The organism is Pseudomonas sp. A125 (assembly GCF_055409485.1).
This window is the reverse complement of the sequence record NZ_JBUZVP010000013.1, coordinates 62,012-83,690: the sequence shown is the minus strand read 5'-3', so window position 1 is coordinate 83,690 and position 21,679 is coordinate 62,012. Positions and strand designations below refer to the sequence as shown.

Here is a 21,679-nt window from a genome sequence, read left to right as displayed (position 1 = left end):
GGCGAGACTCCCTCACGATCACTGGCCACGGCCGGTGGACTTCAGATCACCCAGCGGGCGGTACTCACCGTCGTCGAAGACATGGTTGGTGTTACAGCCACCCAGTAAAAACAACACAAGCGCCAAGGCTTGCCACTGACTAACAGGCATCAGGTATCTCCGATAATTTGAGGGGCGCGCCATTCAGCACTCGCCCTTGACGTCGCCAGAGGGAATCTCCAGACGGGCCAGGCGGTACAGCAGCGTGCGCCGGGCAAGGCCCAGTTCACGGGCGGTACGGGTGCGATTGCCACGGTTCTTGCGTAGGCAGTCGATCAGCACGACCCGCTCGACCCGCTCCATGCGCTGGCGCAGCGTCGCGTCAACAACCGGGGCGGCCAGGCCTGACGAAAGCGAGAGGTGCGCAGGCAGGATGACTTCGTCATCACACAGCAGCACCGCCCGTTCCACCATGCATTTGAGCTCGCGAACATTGCCGGGGAAGCTGTGGCTGGACATTTGATCCAGAGCCGCGCTTGACCAACCCAACGGTGCCCGCCCCAGCATTGCGCAGGCTTTATCGGCGAAGTGCCGGGCCAGTTGCAGCACGTCACCATCGCGTTGACGCAGCGCCGGCAACTCGATAGGAAACTGCGCCAACCGGTAATAAAGATCCTCGCGAAAACTGCCTTCGGCCACCATGCTCGTGAGGTCACGGTGGGTCGCCGCAAGGATCCGTACGTCAACCTTGTGGGCGGTATTGGCACCCAACGGCCGGATCTCGCCTTCCTGGAGCACCCGCAATAACTTGGCCTGCAGTGACAGCGGCATATCACCGATTTCGTCAAGCAGCAGCGTGCCGCCGTGAGCCGTATCAAACAGCCCCGCGTAATCTCTTTCGGCCCCTGTGAACGCGCCCTTGCGGTAGCCGAACAATTCGCTCTCGAGCAAACCCTCGGGAAACGCGGCACAGTTCTGCACCACGAATGCCTTTTTGCTACGTGGCCCCGCAGCATGAATGGCCCGGGCCACCACCTCTTTTCCGGTACCGGTCTCTCCCCGCAACAATACGGTGTAGGGACTGTGCACGACCTTGCCAATCAGGCGGCACGTTTCGTCCATGGCCTTGCTGTTTCCTATCAAGCCATAGGCGCTGGTACCGGGAGTGCCGCGAACTGCCTTCAAAGCACCGGGAGCCCGGCGCGTTCGACGCAACATTGCTAGCTGGTTCACCACAAAACTGCCCAAATGCCCCAAGGAGGCGACGTGGCCAGCCAGTTCCGTTACTCGCTGGCTGGCACACAACAAGGCGCCTGAAACCTGTTTGTGCTGACCCAGCAATGGCAGGCACAGCAGTGACTGCCAGTGTGACGCGACCGCCGGCAGAAAACCCGTGTCATACACACTGCTGCCTGGCCCGGTGAAGTTGAGTGCACGGTTCTGTTCCAGAACGTATTGCAACAGTTGCTCGTTCTTGAAATCCGCTCCCGGACTCGCAACGTCATCCGGCAGCAACACGCCCGGCAAATGCTGGGCAGCCAGCTCCAGGCGGCCGGTAGCCTGGTCGAGCAGGTACAACTGGCTAAGCTCGCACCCGCTCAACTGCGCGGCAGCGGCCGAAAAATCCCCGGCCAATGTGGTTTCGTCGCTTTCAATACCCAGTCGGGCAAACCATCCCAGCAAGGCAGCGGCGTAGTCCAGCGGGTTGGGCAATTGGGCAAACAGATTGTCCGCCATCAGTTGAACTCACAGAGGACGGTGCCGTTGGGAGCCAGCCTGGCGTGGACGAACTGCAGGGAGCTGCCGACGGCCATCGCATCCAGCAGTCGATCCACCACCTGGGGCAGCAGGTTCGCCTCGATCCATTGGTCGACAAACCTCGCGCCACTTTCGCTGTGGCTACAGCGCTCGGCCATGTGTGCGACCAATTCCTCGGTGTGACTGAATGCCAGCTTGCGTTGAAGCAGGCGATGCCCCAGGCGCCGAAGTTTGTGTTCAATCAACTGGTGCAGCACCACACCCGTCACCGGGTAATACGGGACCACTCCCATGCGGGCCAGCAGCGCCGGCTTGAAATGAGCCGTCAGGACCGGACAGATAGCCGCGTGCAGTACCTCGAGATCCGGTCGTTGCCCGTCGGCGCACAGCTCAGTGATACGTTCGCTGCCCAGATTGGAAGTCATCAGGATCAGGGTGTTGCGAAAATCGATTTCCCGGCCTTCGCCATCATTGGCAAGCCCTTTGTCGAACACTTGGTAAAACAGGTTCAGGACGTCCGGATCGGCCTTCTCGACCTCATCGAGCAGCACCACCGAATAGGGCTTTTGTCGCACCGCCTCAGTCAGTACCCCGCCCTCTCCGTAACCGATATAACCCGGCGGCGCACCGATCAACCGGGACAAGGAGTGTTTCTCCTGGTACTCCGACATGTTGATGGTAGTGACGAAGCGCTCGCCACCGTACAAAAGGTTTGCCAGGGCGTGGGCAGTTTCTGTCTTGCCCACTCCGCTGGGGCCCACCAACAGGAATACACCTACGGGAGCATCAGGTCTGTTCACACCGGCGGCGACAGCACGCAGGCAGCGATCGAGGACCTGCACGGCGCCCTCCTGGCCGAGGATGCGAGCGCGTAAATCCGCGGCAAAGTTCAGGATCTTTGCGCGGTGTTCAAGGGCCAATTGCTCCAGCGGGATACCCGTCCAGGCGCTGATCACCTGCGCCACCAACCGTGGGCACACTTCGAAACTGACCAGTCGCTGCTCGTGCGACACCGCCTGCAAGGCTTGATGGTTTTCGGCAAGTTGCCGCTCGAGACCTTCGATGTCTTCACCGGCGTTGCGGGCTTCGGCCAGTTGCTGGCGTAGCGAGACCACGTTCCCGGCCAGGTCGCACTGGTGGGCCCAGCGCTGTTCGAGTTCTAACTGTGCGGTTTCCAAGTCTTCCAGGCGCAGTGTCAGTTGCTGCAACGCTGGCTCATCGATGGTCAGCCCCGCGTCGGCATCGCGGCGCACGGCGAGTTGCTGACGGGTGCCCTCGGCCAGCTCGGCACGCAACCGTTGCAGTTCCTCGGGCGCCGCGACCAGACTGATCCGCACCCGGGCGCAAGCGGTGTCCAACACGTCCACCGCCTTGTCAGGCAACTGGCGGCCAGTCAAGTAGCGAGCGCTCAACTGCGCTGCCGCAACCACGGCATCATCACGCACGTAAACCCCATGACTGGCCTCATACACCGGGGCCAACCCACGCAAGATCGTCACGGCATCGTCAACCGTCGGTTCGTGCACCAGCACCGGCTGGAAACGCCGCGCCAACGCCGGGTCTTTCTCGAAGTATTTTTTGTACTCCGACCAGGTCGTCGCCGCAATGGTGCGCAGCTCACCCCGTGCCAACGCGGGCTTGAGCAGGTTGGCAGCATCGGAACTGCCGGCCTGGCCGCCTGCGCCGACCAGGGTGTGGGCCTCGTCGACAAACAGGATGACCGGTTGCAGCGAGGCGCCAACCTCGTCGATCAAGCCTTTCAAACGACGTTCGAACTCGCCCTTGATGCTGGCACCGGCTTGCAGCAAACCCATGTCCAGGGTCAGCAGACGCACGTCCCTGAGCACCTGCGGCACTTGGTCGTTCACGATCCGCAGGGCCAGGCCCTCGACTATTGCGGTTTTCCCCACACCCGCCTCGCCCACAAGAATAGGGTTGTTCTTGCGCCGCCGAGCAAGGGTGTCGATCAACTGCCCAATCTCGTTATCGCGACAAAGCACGGGGTCGAGTTTTTTGTCCCGAGCCTGTCGAGTCAGATCATGGGTAAAGCGCTCCAGCAACGAACTCCCCACGTCAGCTAGCGGCGTCCGAGTGCTTTCACTCAAGAGAAACCCGAGCACGCGCTGCACATCAAGCTTGCTCAACACCACCTGGTAATGGCTGCCCGCGTGCTGCAGCGGATTGCGCAACAACGCGAGCAGCAAGGCACCGTGCTCCACGTCTCGTCGGCCCAACTCCAGATGGGCAACCAGCAACGCCTGCTGCAACCATTGCACCAGGGCGGGCGAAAACACCGGGTTGCGCGAAGCGCTCAGGTCGGTCCGGGGTTGCAGAACTGCCTGCAATTCGCCGGCATCCACGCCCGCATCCTGCAGCGCACGTTTCAGTACACCTTCGGGATGCTCCAGGAGGGTCAACAGCAGGTCTTCCACCAGGACTTCGCCACCGCCACGGGTGACACAACGTTCGGCGCAGCGTTCCAGGTCGCGCCGTGTGGGTGCCGTCAATGCCTGGATAAGTTGTTGCAGATCCACGTTCATCATATCCATCAATCCCTAATGAGTTTTACTGGCCAAGGTGACTACGCCGTCTGCCCGCTCATGCCCCAGCCAACTGGTCCAGCCCAGGCGGCAGACATTGTGTTCGCCGATGTGCAACGGGCGGACCTCGCCCTGCGCCAGCGCCAATCGCACGTCATATTCCAGGGGGTCGCGGGCGGTAAAACGTACGAGCGCACACAAGGGCTGGTAACCCGCCCCGGTGGGCAGGAAATCGTGAAACCGCTCCCAGCCCAATGCCAGCACATGCACCCTGAACATGCCGCTGCGGTCGATGATGCTGTCCCCCAGGACCAGATCAGAACCCAGCGTGCTATAGGTGCGACCAAGGTCATTACGCTGCTCTTGGGCGATCACTACCCTGCGCTCGACCCACTGCTCGATCACCAGCCGACTGTGCTTGAAGTAATAACGCAGCACGCTCTCAATCAGTGCGGCGGAATGAGCACGCAGACTCAGCAGCCCCAGGTACGGCAGCAGACGCTTCCAGTCGAGTTGAGCGGCGCTGCGAATCGCATTGCCGCCCAGGCCCACCAGCGCAAACATCTGCTCGGAAAATGGGTCGCGGGCGCCCGTCTTAAAACGCGCCTGATAACGATATTTTCGCCAGATCGGCACGATCAGCCGGTGCAGGCGATGATGAAAAAGGTCCAGGAAGTCACGCGTCGGATTACCGCCCGCTACCTCGGTAAAGGCTTGCTCGCCATAGAACGCCGGCAGCGGTGATCCTGTGCCAAACAGCCCCAGTACGTTGAGGCGAAGCCGTGCCCGCAATTGGCCGTGTTCTTTAAAAAACTCCACATGATCAATATCGTTGCCGGGAAACCCAAAACCGGGATTGGCCTGGAACTCCAATTGGTCATACAGCGCCTCCTCGTCAAGCGAAGGGTGTGCCGTGCGTAAACGCTCGATGATCTGCGCGACCGCCTGAAACACCGAGTACTCGCGAATCCCTCTGGATAATGCAGTTAAAGCAGGGGCTGCTGGCCCATCCGGGGTGGCCATAGGTACACGTCTCCTTGTGTGCTGATGACTCGTAGCTCGTGGTACGAGTTGAGGCTTGCGTACAGTGCGAAAAACTCATTCAGTACCGAGGCAAAGACAAACACATCGCCCTCCCCCAGATAGCCTTCTGGATCGATGGTGAGGTCAACCCGCAAGCCGCGAAATGGCAAGCCACGGTGCAATCGGTCCACCGGCTGATGGCTGATCGACTGGAGTGCGGCAAGCCTCCTCCTGCTGATTTTCTCCACCTGTCGGTCGTGATAACGCGGCAGGTCGTAGGTTTCGAGAATGACTCTCAAGGCGTTGATATCGGTCAGTGACAAATAGTTGAGCGACATGTTGCTGATCAGTCGCCACAGGAAGTCAGTGTCCAGGGGGGGCGCAAAGCTTGGGGTTGCCGCCGTTATGTTGCGAAACGAAAGAAACTCGGGCGTCTGCTCGCAGGCCTGGTTAATGTCTGCGACCTGCAGCAAGCGAGGTAGATTGTGGTTGGTGCAGGTCAGCTCCACCGACAGGGTTTCCGGATCGTGCGCCCGGCGCTGATTTACACTCAGCCAAGTGTCCATGCCGGTAGAGTGCAGTGATGCCCGCTGGCGAACGCCATAGCTGGGAGAACCGCTGCCTAGGTCATGCTCGAACGACTCGAACGGCACATATTCCTGGTAACCCAGGCCTCCTGGCCGCCATCCGGTGACCTTGTCGACGGAAAACACACTGCAGTTACCCCTGGCATATTCGCCGGGCAACAACAGGTATTCGTCCTGCTTGCCGTCCAGACGAATCGGCACGCCGTCGTGCTTGAACAGATTGACGATAGGCGTGCAATACAACTTCACGTTATCCAGGGTGGGCATCAATCGCTCAAGCCCGCGCCCACGCATGTTGAAGCGCAACTCCAGGCCGCGTACCTGCTTGAGCAGCTCCACCGGCGATCGGTTGAGCGCGCCTAAACCGCCTACCTCAACAAACAGGTATTTGTCGGGAAAGGCGAAGTACTCCTGCAAATGGCGATAGCCACGGAAGGTATTCAATGGATAAGGGATCAGTGCCTCATCCTCGGAAAAACCCACTGGGCTGATCTGGTCAGTGGGCAGATGCAACGCAATAGCCTCACCGTCGGCGCCGACAATCGGCAGCCCATCGCCCCCCAAAGGCAGCAGCTCGACTCCTTCCAGGTGACGCAACAGGCCCAGGTAAAGCGCCTGGCTGACGGCTTTCTCGCCCGCCAGATGCAGACGCAAACAGTCCAATGCCAACTCACCGATGTTCCCTTCTGCCGTCATTTCCAGACGTAGGCAAAGCAAAGCCCCCTCACCCTGTACCGAATACCCCAGGGCGGCCAGTTGCAGCGGCAGGACATCCGTCGGATAACAGGTACGAAAACGGCAACGCTCACCGTTGATCGCAACACTTTCCACCGGTGTATCCCGTTCGACCCTGATGGCAGGGCCTGTGCGCCTGAGCGGATCAAACTGCAGCATGCTGAACGCCGGCAGCGGCCGCATATAATTGGGCCACAGCAAATGCATCAATGAGTGGCTCAACTCCGGCAGCTGGTCATCAAGCTTCTGACGCAAGCGACCGGTGAGGAATGCAAACCCCTCAAGCAACCGCTCCACATCCGGATCCTGGCTGGCGTCACCAAGAAACGGTGCGAGTGCCGGGTTGCGCTCGCAGAAGCGTTTGCCCAACTGCCGCAGTGCACTCAGCTCGCCCTGGTAATAGCGGTTAAACGACATTGGGTTTGACCTCAACCTGTGCGCCGTGAGCCAGGCTTGCGCAGAAGGCCACCGCTTGCGTCAGGCCATCGACTTGCATTTCGCCCTCGATGGAAAAAGCCAGGGCCAGCGGGTCATGACTGCCGGGCAATGCCTTGACACATACATCCTTTAGGCGTGGTTCATAGGCCTGGATAAAGCGCTCGATCAGGAACCGCGCCTGGCTCAACGAGTCATGCAGGCTCAGGCGCATGTCATTCAGGTCAGGCAACCCGTAATCCGGTAGCGTTTGCACGCTGCCCACACGGGTACTGAGCATTTTCGCCAGGTGGTTGGCCACGGACTCCACGACGCAGCCCTGCTGGCTACGTCCCACGCCGGACTCCAGGCGTTCGAACAGGCTGAGATTTTGGGTAGTCACGTGGCCTCGGCTCATTCTTTATCGAGCTTGCCGACAAGAGACAGGGTGAAGTCTGCCCCCATGTACTTGAAATGCGGGCGAACACTCAGGTTGACGCGGTACCAGCCGGGCTCCCCGTCGACATCACTGACCACAATGCGTGCTGCCCTAAGCGGGCGCCGACCACGCACTTCGGCGCTGGGGTTATCCTGGTCGGCCACGTATTGGCGGATCCACCTGTTGAGTTCCAGTTCCAGGTCGGTGCGTTCTTTCCACGACCCCAACTGTTCACGCTGCAGTACCTTGAGGTAGTGAGCCAGGCGATTGACGATCATCATGTAAGGCAGTTGGGTGCCCAGCCGGTAGTTCAGCTCGGCAGCCTTGCCTTCGGCGCTGATTCCAAACGACTTGGGTTTCTGAACCGAACTGGCGGAAAAGAACGCTGCATTGTCACTGCCCTTGCGCATGGTCAGGGCAATGAAGCCCTCTTGCGCCAGTTCGTATTCACGTCGATCGGACACCAGTACTTCGGTGGGAATCTTGGTTTCGATCTCGCCCATGCTGTGGAAGTGATGCAGCGGCAAGTCTTCCACCGCGCCGCCACTTTGCGGGCCGATAATGTTCGGGCACCAGCGAAAACGGGCGAAGCTGTCGGTCAAGCGGGTAGCAAACGCATACGCTGTGTTTCCCCACAAATAGTGCTCGTGGCTGTTGGCAACGTCTTCCTGATAGGCGAAAGTCTTGACCGGACAATCAATCGGGTCGTACGGGGTACGCAGCAGGAAACGCGGCACCGTAAGGCCGATGTAACGGGCATCCTCGCTCTGGCGAAAGCTCTGCCATTTGGCAAACTGCGGCCCCTCGAAATGGTCTTTCAGGTCTTTCAAGTCTGGCAGGCCCGTGAAGCTTTCCAGGCCAAAGAATCCTGGGCCCGCCGCCGCAATGAACGGCGCGTGGGCCATGCAGGCCACGCTGGAAGCGTACTGCATCAGCCTGACATCTGGTGCACTGGGGGAAAGGAAATAATTGGCGATGATTGCGCCTACCGGCTGGCCGCCGAACTGGCCGTATTCGGCACTGTAGATGTGTTTGTAAAGCCCGGACTGAGTCACCTCCGGTGAGTCTTCGAAGTCGTCCAGCAAGTCTTGCCGGGACACGCTCAGCATCTCGATCTTGATGTTTTCACGAAAGTCGGTGCGCTCAACCAGCAATTGCAAGCCGCGCCAAGATGCCTCCAGCGACTGGAATTCAGGATGATGAAGAATTTCATCCATTTGCTGGCTGAGCCGCGCATCAATCTCGGCAATCATCCGGTCAACCAGGCGTTTTTTGACTGGCTCGTCCTTGTTTTGCGGCTTGATCAGTTCCTCGATGAATGCCGCGACTCCGCGTTTTGCGATGCCGTAGGCCTCATCGTCTGCGCTGAGGCGGGTCTGGGCAATGATGTTGTCGAGAATGCTGTATTCATCCGCTGATGGAACATGCAACGGGCTTTGGCGAGTAGTCATGGTGTCAGTGTCCTTTTACTGAGGGAGTCATACGGCAGGGCTGCCCAGCCCCAATTCAGCCAATACCCGGGCGCGGGATTCGTCATCGGCGAGGGCGTTTTCAATGGCTTTGCGAAAGCTCGGCGTGTTGCCCAGCGGCCCCTTGAGCGCCACAAGGGCATCACGTAGCTCCATGAGTTTTTTCAGCTCGGGTATTTGCTCAACCAACTGCGCGGGGTTGAAGTCCTTCATCGAATTGATCCTGACCTGAATGGCCAGCTCATCGAGTTCGGTAGAGTCCTGGAGCCGGTTGGGGACGCTTATGGTCAAGTTCAACGCCTGCTTGGCCAGTACCTCATCGAGGCTGTTCCTGTCGATGCCCACGGGCTTGCGGTCTTCGAGCTTGCGCAGGTCTTCACGCTGAGTGAAGTCGCCAAGCACCAACAGTTTCAACGGCAGCTCGACTTCCTCCTGCGCAGTGCCGACGGCAGGTTTGAACGTGATATTGATACGTTCCTTGGGGGCTACCGAACCTTCTTTGGCCATGGTGTTTCTCCTTTTTCGGGTGGCTCGAAAGCCTATTCAAGTACCGCTTCAAGATCGAAGTGGCACAGCCTGCGATGGACATCTTCCTTGCGCTCACGCACGGCATGATTTTGTGGCAGGACGTCACAACAGCCGTACAAGAGTTGCAGCACTTCAACCGCCAGCTCGGGCTCCCAGCGTTGCAATCCCGAGTGATGCAGTTCGTGGTCCAGATGGTCGAGTTGGACTTTGGCGAGGTCATGCTTGCCCGCCAGCACACACAACCTGGCCAGGCCAAGCCGCCAATGAAACCGGGCACGATCACCCGTCGCGGTTTGCATGCCTTGCTTGAGGGATCGCACGGCGGCCTTGAAGCCCTCCTTGCGCAGCATGGGCATAACGTCCTGCAATGCCTCGTCCCAAGGCGCAGCCTGGGCATCAAGCGCAGACTTGGCCGGTGCCGGGGAATGCAGATGGCGGACAACCTGGGTGTTGATCCAGCCGCGCGTGGCGGAATCAGCAAACGGCGTTCCATCATGGAAGCGCAGCTGGACAAGCCCGGGCAAACGCTGGAGCAGCAGGGCGAAGTGCACCTCCAGCTCGTTCATTGCCAGATCGGCCTGCAGCGCCTGCAGGCACTCCCAAGCCCTGTGCAAACCGTCAAACCAGAAAGGTGCACAGGCCAGGCTGGCCTCCAGCTCCAGTAACAGGTCGGCGAATTGCCCTTGGGCAAAGCGCTCCTGGTAACGCTTGAGTTTCTCCGGCGTCGGGCCTCGCAAAGGCGTGACCTGTTCGTTGTCACAGTCCGGGAGGCGAGTGATAGCCAGCCAGGTCAACGTTCGGTTTAGGCGCAGCGCCCGCAGGTCGGTGGCATTCTGGCGCTGCCACCAGGCAGACAAGGGCCGGGCATTCTCCTGCAGTGTGCGCAGCAGTTTGTGGGCATCCTTTTCGTTATCCACCACCGGCTCGGGCGCCAGCAATTGAGCTGCCACCTGCTTGATCTGGGCGATCACCCCCACGGTATTGCCGGATGCAGGATCGCTTTGAGTCGCCTGCTGCAACCTGTCCGCCAACTGCCGGCGAATCGGCAGCAACAAGGGCGCTTCTTCGCACAGGTGCTCGGTCCACAGCTCATCCAGGCGGGCCAGGTGCTCGAGCATGCAATGGAACAAGGGCCGCTGGTCCTTGATCGAAAAGTTCTGTGCAAGCACCTGATCGAGGCGTGGGACCATCCAGCCGAATGCGGCACTTCGGGTCCGTAGCTTGCCCGGATACACGACCGCCCAATGATGCTCGCAGAGGTAGCGCAACAGGCCGAGGCCTGCGAGCAACCCGGGGAAGGATTCGCGCTGATGCAATGCCCAGGTCAACCAGACAGCAACCCGCAAGTCCTTGGAGTGGTGGCGTAAAAGAGTCTCGCTTTTTTCCACAACCCATTGCCAGTCAGGCTGACTGTTACCATGTATGGAGTGCGCTTTGCCCAGCTCGGTTTCAAGCGCTTCATATTCAGTAGAAAAACGCATATCAGCGCCCGCATAACTTGCTTTCGAGCATGAGGCCTGTGCAAGTTCCAAGTAATAATCGGAAAGCCTGTCTGAATAAACCATGGTGGGCCGCACTTTTACTTTCCTGGAAATATTCAGCGAACTAATGAAAACTCAAGCACGCATTAGAACACTGTTTAAAGTTTGCCTTCCCGGCGAGAAGACACGAACCTTATCCATGAAAAAAGCATTATTCAAGCCACGGAGCGCCGGTTAAGGAATGTCCTACAAAAATAAAAACCTGAGTAATGCGCAACAACTTGCACACCCAGAACAAACAATTTTGTTGTATATCACGCCAAATCCGCAGATAAAAACGTGCAACAACATGAGCAACTAACTGCGCACCACTGCGCAAATAAAATCAACTAAACTCAACTACAAACCGCCAACACCGATTATAAAACCCACCAACAAAACCTTAACCCCCTATTTTCATTAGCTGTTTAACTTTCCGGCACGTTTCTTGATAACCAGCATCACCCAGCCGGCAACTCCGCCGACTGGAGCGACCTCATTTATCAGGCAAGGAAACCAGTCATGCCAACACCCGCGTATCTCTCCATCACCGGCACCAAGCAAGGCTTGATTACGGCTGGCACGTTCACCCAGGACTCGGTCGGCAACATCTATCAGGAAGGTCACGAAGACCAGATCCTGGTAGAGGCATTCCAGCATCAAGTGATCATCCCCCGTGACCCGCAATCCGGTCAGCCCACCGGCCAACGCGTGCACAAACCGCTGATGATCAGCAAGGTCTTCGATAAGTCTTCGCCACTGCTGTTCAGCGCATTGACCTCAGGAGAGATGGTCAAGTGCCGCCTTGAGTGGTACCGCACCTCTTCCGCCGGCACCCAGGAGCACTACTTCACCATCGAGTTGGAAGACGCGATTTTGGTGGACATCCAGTCACGGATGCCCAACTGCCAAGACCCGAACAACGCGCACTTCACGCACCTGGAAGATGTGTATTTCACTTACCGGAAAATTGTCTGGACCCACGAGGTGTCCGGCACCTCGGGCTCCGATGATTGGCGCAGCCCGGTAGCCGGCTAAACCCGGTCGAAACAGAAACGGCAATGCCATGGACGGCGCCGTTTCTGTGGGGTGCTAGACCATCGCCAGCGGATGCTTGCGTTTGGGCGCACCAAACACCCGGTCAATCGCGTCCAGGTCGTGCTCATCCAGCACCAGCTTCGCCGCCGCAGCGTTGAGCCGCACATGCTCGGGCGTCACAGCCTTGGGAATGGCGATCACACCGTCCTGACGCAATACCCAGGCCAGGGAAACCTGGGCCGGTGTGACCTCGTGACGACGGGCAATCTGCTTGAGCGTCGGGCTGGCCAACAGCTCGCCGCCCTGGGCGATGGGGCAATAGGCCATCAATGGCAAATTGTGTTGCTGCCACCACGGCAGCAAGTCGAATTCGATACCGCGCTCTTCGATGTTGTAGAGCACTTGATTGGTGGCACAGGCCGGGGAAGCCAGTTCTTGCAGGTCGGCCACATCAAAGTTGGACACGCCCCAACGACCGATCTTGCCCGCCTCGCGCAGGAGTTCGAAGGCCTCCACTGTTTCTTCAAGCGGATATTGGCCACGCCAATGCAATAGATACAGGTCAATGTAGTCGGTGCCAAGGCGCTGGAGACTGGCTTCACAGGCCCGTTGAACACCTTTGCGGCTAGCGTTGTGCGGGTACACCTTGCTGACTAGGAACACCTGGTCACGCTTGCCTCGAATCGCCTCGCCGACGACCTCTTCGGCGCCGCCCTCGCCATACATTTCAGCGGTATCGATCAGGGTCAAGCCCTCATCAATGCCCAGTTGCAACGCGGCCACCTCGGCGCTGCGTTGGGCGGGATTTTCGCCCATGCGCCAGGTCCCTTGGCCGATGACAGGGACGGGGACGCCGGCCAGATCAATGGTGCGCATGACAACCTCCTGATGAATTCGCGAATTAACAGTGTGGCACCGACTGGACAAAAGGGTTCAATCGAAGGATGGTGGCGCATTCCATCCTAGCCAAACAAAGGACGCGCGATGCTGTTTGTGGTCATGCTTGGGGGCAAGCATCCCCGGGCGAAAATCGAAGTGCACGACGTGGTCTTTGCCGTCGCCGACACCCTGGAAGCCGCCTACCCGCAACTGCGCGAGGGCTGGTTTGGCAGCCAGAAAGGTGTGCATATCGATTCGTGGATGACGGTCGACGGCATCGACGGCTGGAAAGTCCAACTCAGCCACCTGGCGCCTAACGCCGGGGCACCACGCCTGTATTTCATCAACCTGGGCGGCTATGAATCGAACATCTTTGGCGAAGCCCATCACTACGTGCTGGTGGTTGCGCGAACGCCTAAGGAAGCCGCAACCCAAGGCAAACGACAGATGCTCTCGCACTGGAGCCAATCCCATACCGACGGCGTGCTGGATATCGACGACTGCCTGCCCATCGACTTGGTAGACGGCCGTTATATTCACCTGGAGCAAGGCGCACACCGCCCCGTCGTCACGCAAAACGACTACATCGTGCTGCCCTGACCCATCCCCTACCCGAACGGGGTATGGCGCCCACCTGCTACCTGCCTGAAAGTGCAATCAGCCCCTCGGCCTTACAACACGCACAACTTCAAGGTGGGTTCGCCATGCATAAAGCCGTTATCGCCCTGTTCAGCGCTGTCTTGCTTGCATCAACGCCTCTCAGCCAGGCCGCTGACGACCCAGGCAACACCTTGCGCATCTACAACTGGGCCGATTACATCGGGGAACACACCCTCGCCGACTTCGAGAAGGCCACCGGCATCAAGGTGATCTACGACACCTACGACTCTTACGAAACCGTGCAAGGCAAGCTGCTCTCGGGGCGCTCGGGTTATGACCTGGTGGTGCTCAATGCTTCACTCGTGCCGCTGCTGATCAAGGCCAAAGCCTTTCAGCCCCTCAATAAAACACTGCTGCCCGACTGGAACAACCTCGACCCGCAAGTGCTTAAAAGCCTGGAAACCCACGACCCGGGCGTGACCTATTCGGCGCCCTACACCTGGGGTAGCAACGGCGTGACCTACAACATCGACAAGATCAAGGAGCGCATGCCGGATGCACCCATCGGTTCGCTGGCGATGATTTTCGATCCCAAGATCATTTCGCGCTTTGCCGATTGCGGCATCACCTTCATCGACTCCCCCACCGACATGATCCCGCTGGCCCTGACCTACCTCGGCCTGGACCCGAACAGTGTGGCGCCCAAAGACCTCAAGGCCGCCCAGGATGTGCTGATGGCGGTGCGCCCCTACATTCGAAAATTCGACTCCAGTGGGTTTATCAACGGCCTGGCCAACGGCGAGCTGTGCATGGCCACCACTTGGTCCGGCGATTACGCCACCTCCCAGGCCCGGGCGACGGAAGCCGGGGCCAAGGTCAACCTGGGTTACTTCATCCCCAAGGAAGGCTCGCTGATCTGGTTCGATAACTTTTACATCCCGGCCGACGCCCCCCATGTGGCGAATGCCCACAAGTTCATCGAATTCCTCCTGCAGCCCGCGGTGATCGCCGGTGTCAGCAACACCATTCACTACGCCAACAGCAACCTGGCCTCCAAGCCCTTGCTCGACGCCTCGGTTCGCGACAACCCGGCCATCTACCCCGACGCGGCAACGATGCAGCGCTTGTTCACCCAGAAAAGCCAGTCCCAGGCCGCCGTGCGCCTGATCACCCGTACCTGGAATGCCGTGAAGACCGGCAAGTGAAACCCAGCCATTGAAGGTAAATGCCATGACGCTGCCAAATCCTGCTTTTTTCGCCCAGTTCGACCATGACCAACTGGACGCCGCCGACAAGGCCCATTACATGCACGGCTTCCACATGTTCGACGAACACCGAGAACAAGGCTCGCTGAACATCGCAGCGGGTGACGGCGCCTATATCTACGACACCGCCGGCAACCGTTACCTGGATGCAGTCGGCGGCATGTGGTGCACAAATATCGGCTTGGGCCGCGAGGAAATGGCCGATGCCATCGCCAACCAGGTTCGCCAGTTGGCGTACTCCAACCCGTTCTGCGACATGGCCAACGTCACCGCCATTGAACTGTGCGCCAAGCTTGCCAGCCTGGCCCCGGGCGACCTCGACCATGTGTTTCTGACTACCGGCGGGTCCACGGCGGTCGATACCGCCTACCGCCTGGTGCAGTTCTATCAAAACAGTCGCGGCAAGCATGAGAAGAAACACATCATCTCGCGCTTCAGCGCGTACCACGGCTCCACGTTCCTGACGATGTCCATCGGCAACAAGGCCGCCGACCGCGCGCCGGAATTCGATTTCATGAGTGACCTGTTCCACCACATCTCGTGCCCCAACTATTACCGGGCGCCGGAAGGCATGAGCGAAGCGCAATTTCTCGACTTCCTGGTGGATGAATTCGAAGACAAGATCCTGACGATTGGTGCCGACAAGGTCGCAGCGTTCTTTGCCGAGCCGATCATGGGCTCGGGCGGCGTGATCATTGCGCCGAAGGGTTATCACCGGCGCATGTGGGAAATCTGCCAACGCCATGACCTGCTGTACGTGGCGGATGAGGTGGTGACGTCCTTCGGCCGGCTGGGAAAATTCTTCGCCTCCCAGGACGTATTCGACATGCAGCCGGACATCATCACCACCGCCAAGGGCCTGACTTCCGGCTACTTGCCGCTGGGTGCGTGTATTTTTTCAGACCGTATCTGGCAAGTCATCGGCGAGCCGGGCAAGGGCCGCTGCTTTACCCACGGTTTCACCTACAGCGGGCACCCGGTCAGTTGCGTAGCGGCGCTGAAGAACATCGAGATCATCGAGCGGGAAAACCTGCTGGCCCACGTCGAAGACGTCGGCGTGTACCTCGAACAGCGCCTGCAAACCCTGGCCAGCCTGCCATTGGTGGGCGACGTGCGCTGCCAGCGATTGATGGCGTGCATTGAGTTTGTTGCCGACAAACAGACTAAGGTGTTGTTTGCGGATGCGGTAAATATCGGCGAGAAGATCCACCTGCGGGCCCAGGCCAAAGGCTTGCTGGTACGGCCCATCGGCCACCTGAATGTGATGTCGCCGCCGCTGATCATCACCCATGCCCAGGTGGATGAAGTGGTGGAGATTCTGCGCCAGTGCATCCTCGACACCGCCGAAGAGCTGCGCCAGAGCGGCGAGTATCAAGGCCGATGAGCCTCGGCGCCCCGGTGATTTTGCCGGGGCCCTGGCCGGCGGGTAGACTGGCCGGCATGAGCCAGAACACCGATCACTGCCCTGCCCCGTCGTTCCAGGTGCTTGAAGCCTGGAATGGAGCGTTGGCCCACGCCTTTGCCAGCGTCGACGAAGCGTCATTTCTTGAACACCTGGCCTGCGCCCTCAGTGCCCTGACCCCCATCGAATCGATGATGATCAGCCTGGAGCGCCAGGGCCAGGCGCCACACTTGCTCTACCAGCAAGGCATCCCCCGGCCGCACTACGAAGAAATCATCAACCGCTACTTTTCCCGGGGCTACCTGCTCGACCCGTTCTGCCTGGCGGTGGACAAGGGCCTGGCCGAAGGTTTCTACCACCTGGCGCAAATCGCCCCGGACGACTTCTTCAGCAGCGAGTACTACAAGACCTACTACCTGCGCAGCGGCGGTGCCCAAGAGAGCTACTACATCGTCGACCTGTGCCCCAACAGCAAGATTTCCCTGTGCATGTTCCAGGGCCTGAGTGCCGGCCAGTTCAGCGACGATCAACTGGCGCTGCTGCGAACCGCACAACCGATCGTGCGAGAACTGCTGCGCCGCTTCGGCACCACGGGCGGGCTGTGCAAGGTAATCAGCGACGAGGCGTTCACCCAGACTCAGGTTCACCAGCAGATTGAAGCGGCGTTCATGCATTTTGGCAGCGGCGTATTGACCGTGCGCGAGCGGGAAATTGCCCACCTGATCCTGCGTGGGCACTCGGTTAAATCCACTGCGCAGGTACTGGGTATCTCCCCGGAAACCGTGCGCATGCACCGCAAGCATTTGTATACCAAGCTTGAGATCAACTCCCAGGCGGAGCTGTTTGCGCTGTTTATCGACTGGCTGACCCACAGCGGCGTGATGGCCCGCCACACCTGACCCGCCCCCCCCGTAGCAGCTGTCGAGCCCCAGCGAGGCTGCGTTGGGAGCGACCCGATCTCGTGCCTGGCGCATCAGCGGTGGTGCGGCTGACGCAGCCTCGCTGGGGCTCGACAGCTGCTACGGGGGGCGGCGCTCGTGAGGCTACGGTTCATTCTTGGGGAACTTTGCCAGGAAATAACCACCTGAATCCGGTACGCTCACCGTTTTTACCCAAGGAGTTACCCCTCATGGCCAAAGCCACCGCCCGTCACATCCTGGTTGCCACCGAAGACAAGTGCAACGAACTCAAAACGCAAATCGAAGGCGGCGCCGATTTCGCCGAAGTTGCCAAAGCCAACTCGTCTTGCCCATCCAGCCGTCAAGGCGGTGACCTGGGTTCGTTCGGCCCGGGCCAAATGGTCAAGGAATTCGACGCCGTCGTATTCAGCGCCCCTGTCAACACCGTGCAAGGCCCGGTGAAAACCCAGTTCGGCTACCACCTGCTGGAAGTGACCAGCCGTCAGGACTGATCCGGTCCGCACCTATGCTTGAAACAACGGCCCGCCCTTTGGTGGGCCGTTGTGCATCTGTGACAGTGTGATGACTGGCGGGGCGTACGCGCATAGCGTACAAATCCCTTTACCTCTCACCCGGCGCCCAAGGCTGATAATGCGAGTCGCTTTTTCTACCCTGTTTTGCTCCACCCTGGCCCTGCTGCTGGCCAGCACCGCCGTGATCGCCGCGCCGCAATCGGCGCTGACCGTGTACGGCGAACCGGCCAAATACCAACCCGGCTTCACCCACTTCGATTACGCCAACCCGAATGCGCCCAAAGGCGGCAGCTTGCGGCGTTCGGCTATCGAAATCGGGCGCTATGACCATGTGCTGCCCTATGGCGACAAAGGCATCGGTGTCAGCCAGGTCGACGGTTGGTTGTATTCGCCCCTGGCCCAGCGCTCGCTGGACGAGCCCTACACGGTCTACGGCCTGGTGGCGGAAAAGATGGAGCGGTCAGACGACGGTCTGTCCCTGCGTTTTTACCTGAACCCCAAGGCCCGTTTTGCCGATGGCCTACCGATCACCGCCGAAGACGTGCGTTACTCCTTCGACCTGCTGATGACCCAGGGCAGCCTGCGCTACCGCACGCTGTTCGCCGACGTCAAACACGTCGAAGTCGAAGGCCCGCGGCAGGTGCGTTTCGATTTCGCTAGCAACGAAAACCGCACCCTGCCCCTGGATGTCGCCACCCTGCCGGTGTTCCCGGAACACTGGTGGAAGACCCGCGACTTCGCCGACGGCGGCGGCTACGAGATTCCCCTCGGCAGCGGCCCCTACACCATCAGCAAGGTGGATGCCGGCAACACCATCACCTTCAAGCGTGACCCGAACTGGTGGGGCAAAGACCTGCCCATCAGCCGCGGCCTGTATAATTTCGATCACCTGAGCCTGGAATACTTCGGCGACACCGAAGTGGCGCGCCAGGTCCTGCGCGGCGGTGCCTACGACTTCAACCGCGAATTCTCCGCCACCGGCTACTCCATCGGCTACAACGGCCCCGCCCTTGATGATGGCCGCCTGCAACGCGCGCACCTGGCCAAAGAGGCACCGCAGCCGGCCCAGGGCTACGTGTTCAACGTGCAAAAACCGATGTTCAAGGACCGCCGCGTGCGCCAGGCCCTGGCGATGCTGTGGGACTTCGAGTGGGCCAACCGGCAGATGATGCGCAATATGTACATCCGCCAGCAAAGCTTCTTTTCCAACAGCCCGCTGGCGGCGACCCAACTGCCGGACGCCCAGGAGTTGGCGATACTTGAACCCCTGCGCGGGCAGATTCCCGACGAAGTGTTCACCAAGGTGTTCAAGGCACCGACTACCGACGGCACCGGAATGATCCGCGACAAGCAACTGCAAGCCCTGGCGCTGCTGGAGCAAGCTGGCTGGAAACCCGACGGTGACAAGTTGGTAAACGCAGAAGGCGAGCCGCTGGAGTTCACTTTCCTCAACGCCCAGAACGGCCTGGAACGGTTGTTGTTGCCGTACAAACGCAACCTGGCGCAGATCGGTATTACCCTCAACATCCGCCGTATCGACTCCTCGCAGTACGTCAACCGCCTGATGTCCCGGGACTACGACATGATCGTCACCGGCTTTCCGGTCACCACCTCGCCAGGGATGGAGCTGTACAACTATTTCGGCTCGGCCGCCGCGTTTGATACAGGCGCCAACAACTACATGGTGCTCAAAGACCCGGCCGTCGACAGCCTGATCAACGGCCTGGTCAAGGCCAATACCCAGTCGCAAATGCTCAACTACGCCCACGCCCTGGACCGTGTGCTGCAATGGAATTACCTGTGGATTCCCAACTACTACCCGCCGGGCACCTCGGCCGCGTGGTGGAACCGCTTTGGCCGGCCGGCCGTCGAAGCCAAGACGGACGAAGCCCTGGAAACCTGGTGGGAAATCAGCCCCACGCCATTGACCAATGAACAGATGAAAGCCGAACTGACCAAACGCCCGGGAGCCCGCTGATGTTTGCCTATATCGTGCGGCGCTTGCTGCTGATCATTCCCACCCTGGTGATTATCCTGCTGGTGAACTTCGTCATCGTGCAGGCCGCGCCCGGCGGGCCGGTGGAGCAGGCCATTGCCCACTTACAGGGCATCGGTGGCGGTGGCGTCGGCGGCTCGTCTGCCGAAAGCCTCAGCAGTGGCTCGCGGGCCAGCCGTGGTCTGGACCCGAAGCTGATCAAGGACATCGAGAAACAATACGGCTTCGACAAGCCCGCGCCGGAGCGCCTGTGGCTGATGCTCAAGAGTTACGCCCAGCTGGATTTCGGCAACAGCTTCTTCCGCGGCAAAAGCGTGACCGACCTGATCCTGGAAAAGATGCCGGTGACCATTTCCCTTGGGCTGTGGGCCACGCTGATCACCTATCTGGTGTCGATCCCGCTGGGGATTCGCAAGGCGGTGCGCCATGGCAGCAGTTTTGATGTGTGGAGCAGCACCGCGATCGTGATTGGTTATGCGATGCCCGCCTTCCTGTTTGCGATGTTTCTGATCGTGGTCTTCGCCGGCGGCACCTCGCTGAACTGGTTCCCGGTGCGCGGGCTGGTCTCGGAAAACTTCGACCAGTTGAGCACCGTGGGCAAGATCGCCGATTACTTCTGGCACCTGGTATTGCCGGTCAGCGCCCTGGTGATCGGCGGTTTCGCCACCTTGACCATCCTCACCAAAAACTCGTTCCTCAATGAAATCACCCGCCAGTACGTGGTCACCGCGCGGGCCAAAGGCTTGAGCGAGCGCCGAGTGCTGTATGGGCATGTGTTTCGCAACGCCATGCTGCTGGTGATTTCGGGAATCCCCCAGGCATTCATCGCGGTGTTCTTTGCCGGTTCGCTGCTGATCGAGGTGATCTTCTCCCTCGATGGCCTGGGCCGCATGAGCTACGAAGCCGCGGTTTCACGGGACTATCCGGTGGTGTTCGGTTCGTTGTTTATCTTCACGCTGTTTGGCCTTTTGATAAAACTCATCGGTGACCTCTGCTACACCCTGGTGGACCCGCGTATCGACTTCGCCGCGAGGAACGCCTGATGCTCAAGCTCTCTCCCGTGGCCCGTCGGCGCTTTGAACGCTTCAAGAAAAACCGCCGTGGCTGGTGGTCGCTGTGGTTGTTTATCGGCCTGTTTATCCTGACCCTCGGCGGCGAGCTGATCGCCAATGACAAACCCTTGGTGCTCAGTTACCAGAACCAGCTGTATTTCCCGGTGTTCAAGCGCTACACCGAGCAGGCGTTCGGCGGGCAGTTGCCATTCCAGGCGGACTACCGCAGTGAATACGTGCAGAACCTGATCAAGAAAGATGGCGGCTGGATGCTATTCCCGCCGATCCCGTTCAGCGACGACACGCCCAACTATGAACTGACCCGCCCTGCCCCCAGCCCGCCATCGAGCGTGAACTGGCTGGGCACCGATGACCAGTCCCGCGATGTGCTGGCGCGGGTGATCTTTGGCGCAAGGGTGTCGATTCTGTTTGCCCTGGCACTCACCGCCATCAGCGCCGCCATCGGCATCGCTGCCGGGGCCTTGCAGGGTTACTACGGTGGCTGGGTGGACCTGCTCGGGCAACGAATCCTGGAAGTGTGGTCCGGGCTACCGGTGCTGTACCTGCTGATCATCCTGTCGGGGTTTGTCGAGCCGAATTTCTGGTGGCTGCTGGGGATCATGGCGCTGTTTTCGTGGCTGGCGCTGGTGGACGTGGTGCGCGCCGAGTTCCTGCGGGGGCGCAACCTGGAGTACGTCAAGGCCGCCCGCGCACTGGGACTCAGCGACGGCAAGATCATCCGCCGGCACATCCTGCCGAACGCGATGACCGCCACCCTGAGCTATTTGCCGTTCATTCTGACCGGGGCGATTTCCACCTTGAGTGCCCTGGACTTCCTCGGCTTCGGCATGCCCGCCGGCAGCGCCTCCTTGGGTGAACTGATCGGCCAGGGCAAGCAGAACCTGCAAGCGCCGTGGCTGGGGCTTACGGCGTTTTTCACCCTGGCGCTGATCCTGTCGTTGCTGGTGTTTATCGGCGAGGCGTTGCGTGACGCCTTCGACCCACGCTCATGAAGGGCTTTGA

General features: G+C 59.8%; 19 protein-coding genes. 9 read left to right on the top strand and 10 right to left on the bottom strand.

The window, feature by feature from the left end:
- Positions 1-18 precede the first annotated feature (18 nt).
- From ACZRN6_RS18775 to tssA, 9 genes are read right to left on the bottom strand one after another with little or no spacing between them, the layout of a single operon-like run.
- The gene (locus ACZRN6_RS18775; RefSeq protein WP_322144715.1) at positions 19-150 is read right to left on the bottom strand and encodes a type VI secretion protein TagU; all 132 of its coding nucleotides are present in this window, start codon (positions 148-150) and stop codon (positions 19-21) included.
- Between the two features lie 33 nt (positions 151-183).
- A complete protein-coding gene (locus ACZRN6_RS18770; protein ID WP_464008490.1) occupies positions 184-1,716 on the bottom strand; it encodes a sigma-54 interaction domain-containing protein in 1,533 nt (510 codons plus the stop codon).
- On the bottom strand, positions 1,716-4,280 hold the full coding sequence (gene tssH, locus ACZRN6_RS18765) for a type VI secretion system ATPase TssH (RefSeq protein WP_322144713.1): 2,565 nt from the start codon (positions 4,278-4,280) through the stop codon (positions 1,716-1,718). The genes ACZRN6_RS18770 and tssH overlap by 1 nt, the downstream gene beginning before the upstream one ends.
- Before the next feature lie 12 nt (positions 4,281-4,292).
- Positions 4,293-5,300 carry a type VI secretion system baseplate subunit TssG gene (gene tssG / locus ACZRN6_RS18760; RefSeq protein ID WP_464008489.1) on the bottom strand — a complete coding sequence of 336 codons (1,008 nt, stop codon included), beginning with the start codon at positions 5,298-5,300 and terminating at the stop codon, positions 4,293-4,295.
- Positions 5,264-7,039 carry a type VI secretion system baseplate subunit TssF gene (tssF, locus tag ACZRN6_RS18755; protein ID WP_322144711.1) on the bottom strand — a complete coding sequence of 592 codons (1,776 nt, stop codon included), beginning with the start codon at positions 7,037-7,039 and terminating at the stop codon, positions 5,264-5,266. Before tssF ends, tssG begins: the two co-directional genes overlap by 37 nt.
- On the bottom strand, positions 7,029-7,454 hold the full coding sequence (tssE, locus tag ACZRN6_RS18750) for a type VI secretion system baseplate subunit TssE (protein ID WP_322144710.1): 426 nt from the start codon (positions 7,452-7,454) through the stop codon (positions 7,029-7,031). Before tssE ends, tssF begins: the two co-directional genes overlap by 11 nt.
- Entirely contained in the window at positions 7,451-8,926 is a 1,476-nt protein-coding gene (gene tssC, locus ACZRN6_RS18745) for a type VI secretion system contractile sheath large subunit (protein WP_464008488.1), read from the bottom strand. Before tssC ends, tssE begins: the two co-directional genes overlap by 4 nt.
- Positions 8,927-8,953: 27 nt before the next feature.
- Entirely contained in the window at positions 8,954-9,451 is a 498-nt protein-coding gene (gene tssB, locus ACZRN6_RS18740; RefSeq protein WP_322144708.1) for a type VI secretion system contractile sheath small subunit, read from the bottom strand.
- A 32-nt stretch (positions 9,452-9,483) separates the two neighbouring features.
- Positions 9,484-11,037 carry a type VI secretion system protein TssA gene (tssA, locus tag ACZRN6_RS18735; RefSeq protein ID WP_322144707.1) on the bottom strand — a complete coding sequence of 518 codons (1,554 nt, stop codon included), beginning with the start codon at positions 11,035-11,037 and terminating at the stop codon, positions 9,484-9,486.
- Between the two features lie 477 nt (positions 11,038-11,514).
- Between tssA and ACZRN6_RS18730 the strand changes: the two genes are divergently transcribed.
- Entirely contained in the window at positions 11,515-12,030 is a 516-nt protein-coding gene (locus ACZRN6_RS18730; RefSeq protein ID WP_003208034.1) for an Hcp family type VI secretion system effector, read from the top strand.
- Positions 12,031-12,084: 54 nt separating this feature from the next.
- Here ACZRN6_RS18730 and ACZRN6_RS18725 read toward each other — a convergent pair whose 3' ends face one another.
- Complete coding sequence (locus ACZRN6_RS18725; RefSeq protein ID WP_464008487.1) at positions 12,085-12,906, bottom strand: aldo/keto reductase; 822 nt, start codon at positions 12,904-12,906, stop codon at positions 12,085-12,087.
- Positions 12,907-13,014: 108 nt separating this feature from the next.
- Between ACZRN6_RS18725 and ACZRN6_RS18720 the strand changes: the two genes are divergently transcribed.
- The 8 genes from ACZRN6_RS18720 (at position 13,015) to ACZRN6_RS18685 (ending at position 21,669) form a co-directional block, all read left to right on the top strand.
- The gene (locus ACZRN6_RS18720; RefSeq protein ID WP_322144705.1) at positions 13,015-13,509 is read left to right on the top strand and encodes a DUF1543 domain-containing protein; all 495 of its coding nucleotides are present in this window, start codon (positions 13,015-13,017) and stop codon (positions 13,507-13,509) included.
- A gap of 104 nt (positions 13,510-13,613) precedes the next feature.
- Positions 13,614-14,714, top strand: a complete 1,101-nt coding sequence (locus ACZRN6_RS18715; RefSeq protein ID WP_464008486.1) for a polyamine ABC transporter substrate-binding protein — start codon at positions 13,614-13,616, stop codon at positions 14,712-14,714.
- Positions 14,715-14,739: 25 nt separating this feature from the next.
- Positions 14,740-16,158, top strand: a complete 1,419-nt coding sequence (locus ACZRN6_RS18710; RefSeq protein WP_464008485.1) for an aminotransferase — start codon at positions 14,740-14,742, stop codon at positions 16,156-16,158.
- Positions 16,155-17,075 carry a response regulator transcription factor gene (locus ACZRN6_RS18705; RefSeq protein ID WP_464008484.1) on the top strand — a complete coding sequence of 307 codons (921 nt, stop codon included), beginning with the start codon at positions 16,155-16,157 and terminating at the stop codon, positions 17,073-17,075. The genes ACZRN6_RS18710 and ACZRN6_RS18705 overlap by 4 nt, the downstream gene beginning before the upstream one ends.
- 230 nt (positions 17,076-17,305) lie before the next feature.
- Entirely contained in the window at positions 17,306-17,587 is a 282-nt protein-coding gene (locus ACZRN6_RS18700) for a peptidylprolyl isomerase (protein WP_149413954.1), read from the top strand.
- A 139-nt stretch (positions 17,588-17,726) separates the two neighbouring features.
- The gene (locus ACZRN6_RS18695) at positions 17,727-19,586 is read left to right on the top strand and encodes an extracellular solute-binding protein (RefSeq protein WP_464008483.1); all 1,860 of its coding nucleotides are present in this window, start codon (positions 17,727-17,729) and stop codon (positions 19,584-19,586) included.
- The gene (locus ACZRN6_RS18690) at positions 19,586-20,647 is read left to right on the top strand and encodes a microcin C ABC transporter permease YejB (RefSeq protein ID WP_003208021.1); all 1,062 of its coding nucleotides are present in this window, start codon (positions 19,586-19,588) and stop codon (positions 20,645-20,647) included. The genes ACZRN6_RS18695 and ACZRN6_RS18690 overlap by 1 nt, the downstream gene beginning before the upstream one ends.
- Complete coding sequence (locus tag ACZRN6_RS18685) at positions 20,647-21,669, top strand: ABC transporter permease (RefSeq protein ID WP_464008482.1); 1,023 nt, start codon at positions 20,647-20,649, stop codon at positions 21,667-21,669. The genes ACZRN6_RS18690 and ACZRN6_RS18685 overlap by 1 nt, the downstream gene beginning before the upstream one ends.
- Positions 21,670-21,679 lie beyond the last annotated feature (10 nt).

Bases quoted from the DNA above. Each gene is read 5' to 3' on its own strand.
- ACZRN6_RS18775 (WP_322144715.1), bottom strand. From the start codon at position 150: ATGCCTGTTAGTCAGTGGCAAGCCTTGGCGCTTGTGTTGTTTTTACTG.
- ACZRN6_RS18770 (WP_464008490.1), bottom strand. From the start codon at position 1,716: ATGGCGGACAATCTGTTTGCCCAATTGCCCAACCCGCTGGACTACGCC.
- tssH (WP_322144713.1), bottom strand. From the start codon at position 4,280: ATGATGAACGTGGATCTGCAACAACTTATCCAGGCATTGACGGCACCC.
- tssG (WP_464008489.1), bottom strand. From the start codon at position 5,300: ATGGCCACCCCGGATGGGCCAGCAGCCCCTGCTTTAACTGCATTATCC.
- tssF (WP_322144711.1), bottom strand. From the start codon at position 7,039: ATGTCGTTTAACCGCTATTACCAGGGCGAGCTGAGTGCACTGCGGCAG.
- tssE (WP_322144710.1), bottom strand. From the start codon at position 7,454: ATGAGCCGAGGCCACGTGACTACCCAAAATCTCAGCCTGTTCGAACGC.
- tssC (WP_464008488.1), bottom strand. From the start codon at position 8,926: ATGACTACTCGCCAAAGCCCGTTGCATGTTCCATCAGCGGATGAATAC.
- tssB (WP_322144708.1), bottom strand. From the start codon at position 9,451: ATGGCCAAAGAAGGTTCGGTAGCCCCCAAGGAACGTATCAATATCACG.
- tssA (WP_322144707.1), bottom strand. From the start codon at position 11,037: ATGGTTTATTCAGACAGGCTTTCCGATTATTACTTGGAACTTGCACAG.
- ACZRN6_RS18730 (WP_003208034.1), top strand. From the start codon at position 11,515: ATGCCAACACCCGCGTATCTCTCCATCACCGGCACCAAGCAAGGCTTG.
- ACZRN6_RS18725 (WP_464008487.1), bottom strand. From the start codon at position 12,906: ATGCGCACCATTGATCTGGCCGGCGTCCCCGTCCCTGTCATCGGCCAA.
- ACZRN6_RS18720 (WP_322144705.1), top strand. From the start codon at position 13,015: ATGCTGTTTGTGGTCATGCTTGGGGGCAAGCATCCCCGGGCGAAAATC.
- ACZRN6_RS18715 (WP_464008486.1), top strand. From the start codon at position 13,614: ATGCATAAAGCCGTTATCGCCCTGTTCAGCGCTGTCTTGCTTGCATCA.
- ACZRN6_RS18710 (WP_464008485.1), top strand. From the start codon at position 14,740: ATGACGCTGCCAAATCCTGCTTTTTTCGCCCAGTTCGACCATGACCAA.
- ACZRN6_RS18705 (WP_464008484.1), top strand. From the start codon at position 16,155: ATGAGCCTCGGCGCCCCGGTGATTTTGCCGGGGCCCTGGCCGGCGGGT.
- ACZRN6_RS18700 (WP_149413954.1), top strand. From the start codon at position 17,306: ATGGCCAAAGCCACCGCCCGTCACATCCTGGTTGCCACCGAAGACAAG.
- ACZRN6_RS18695 (WP_464008483.1), top strand. From the start codon at position 17,727: ATGCGAGTCGCTTTTTCTACCCTGTTTTGCTCCACCCTGGCCCTGCTG.
- ACZRN6_RS18690 (WP_003208021.1), top strand. From the start codon at position 19,586: ATGTTTGCCTATATCGTGCGGCGCTTGCTGCTGATCATTCCCACCCTG.
- ACZRN6_RS18685 (WP_464008482.1), top strand. From the start codon at position 20,647: ATGCTCAAGCTCTCTCCCGTGGCCCGTCGGCGCTTTGAACGCTTCAAG.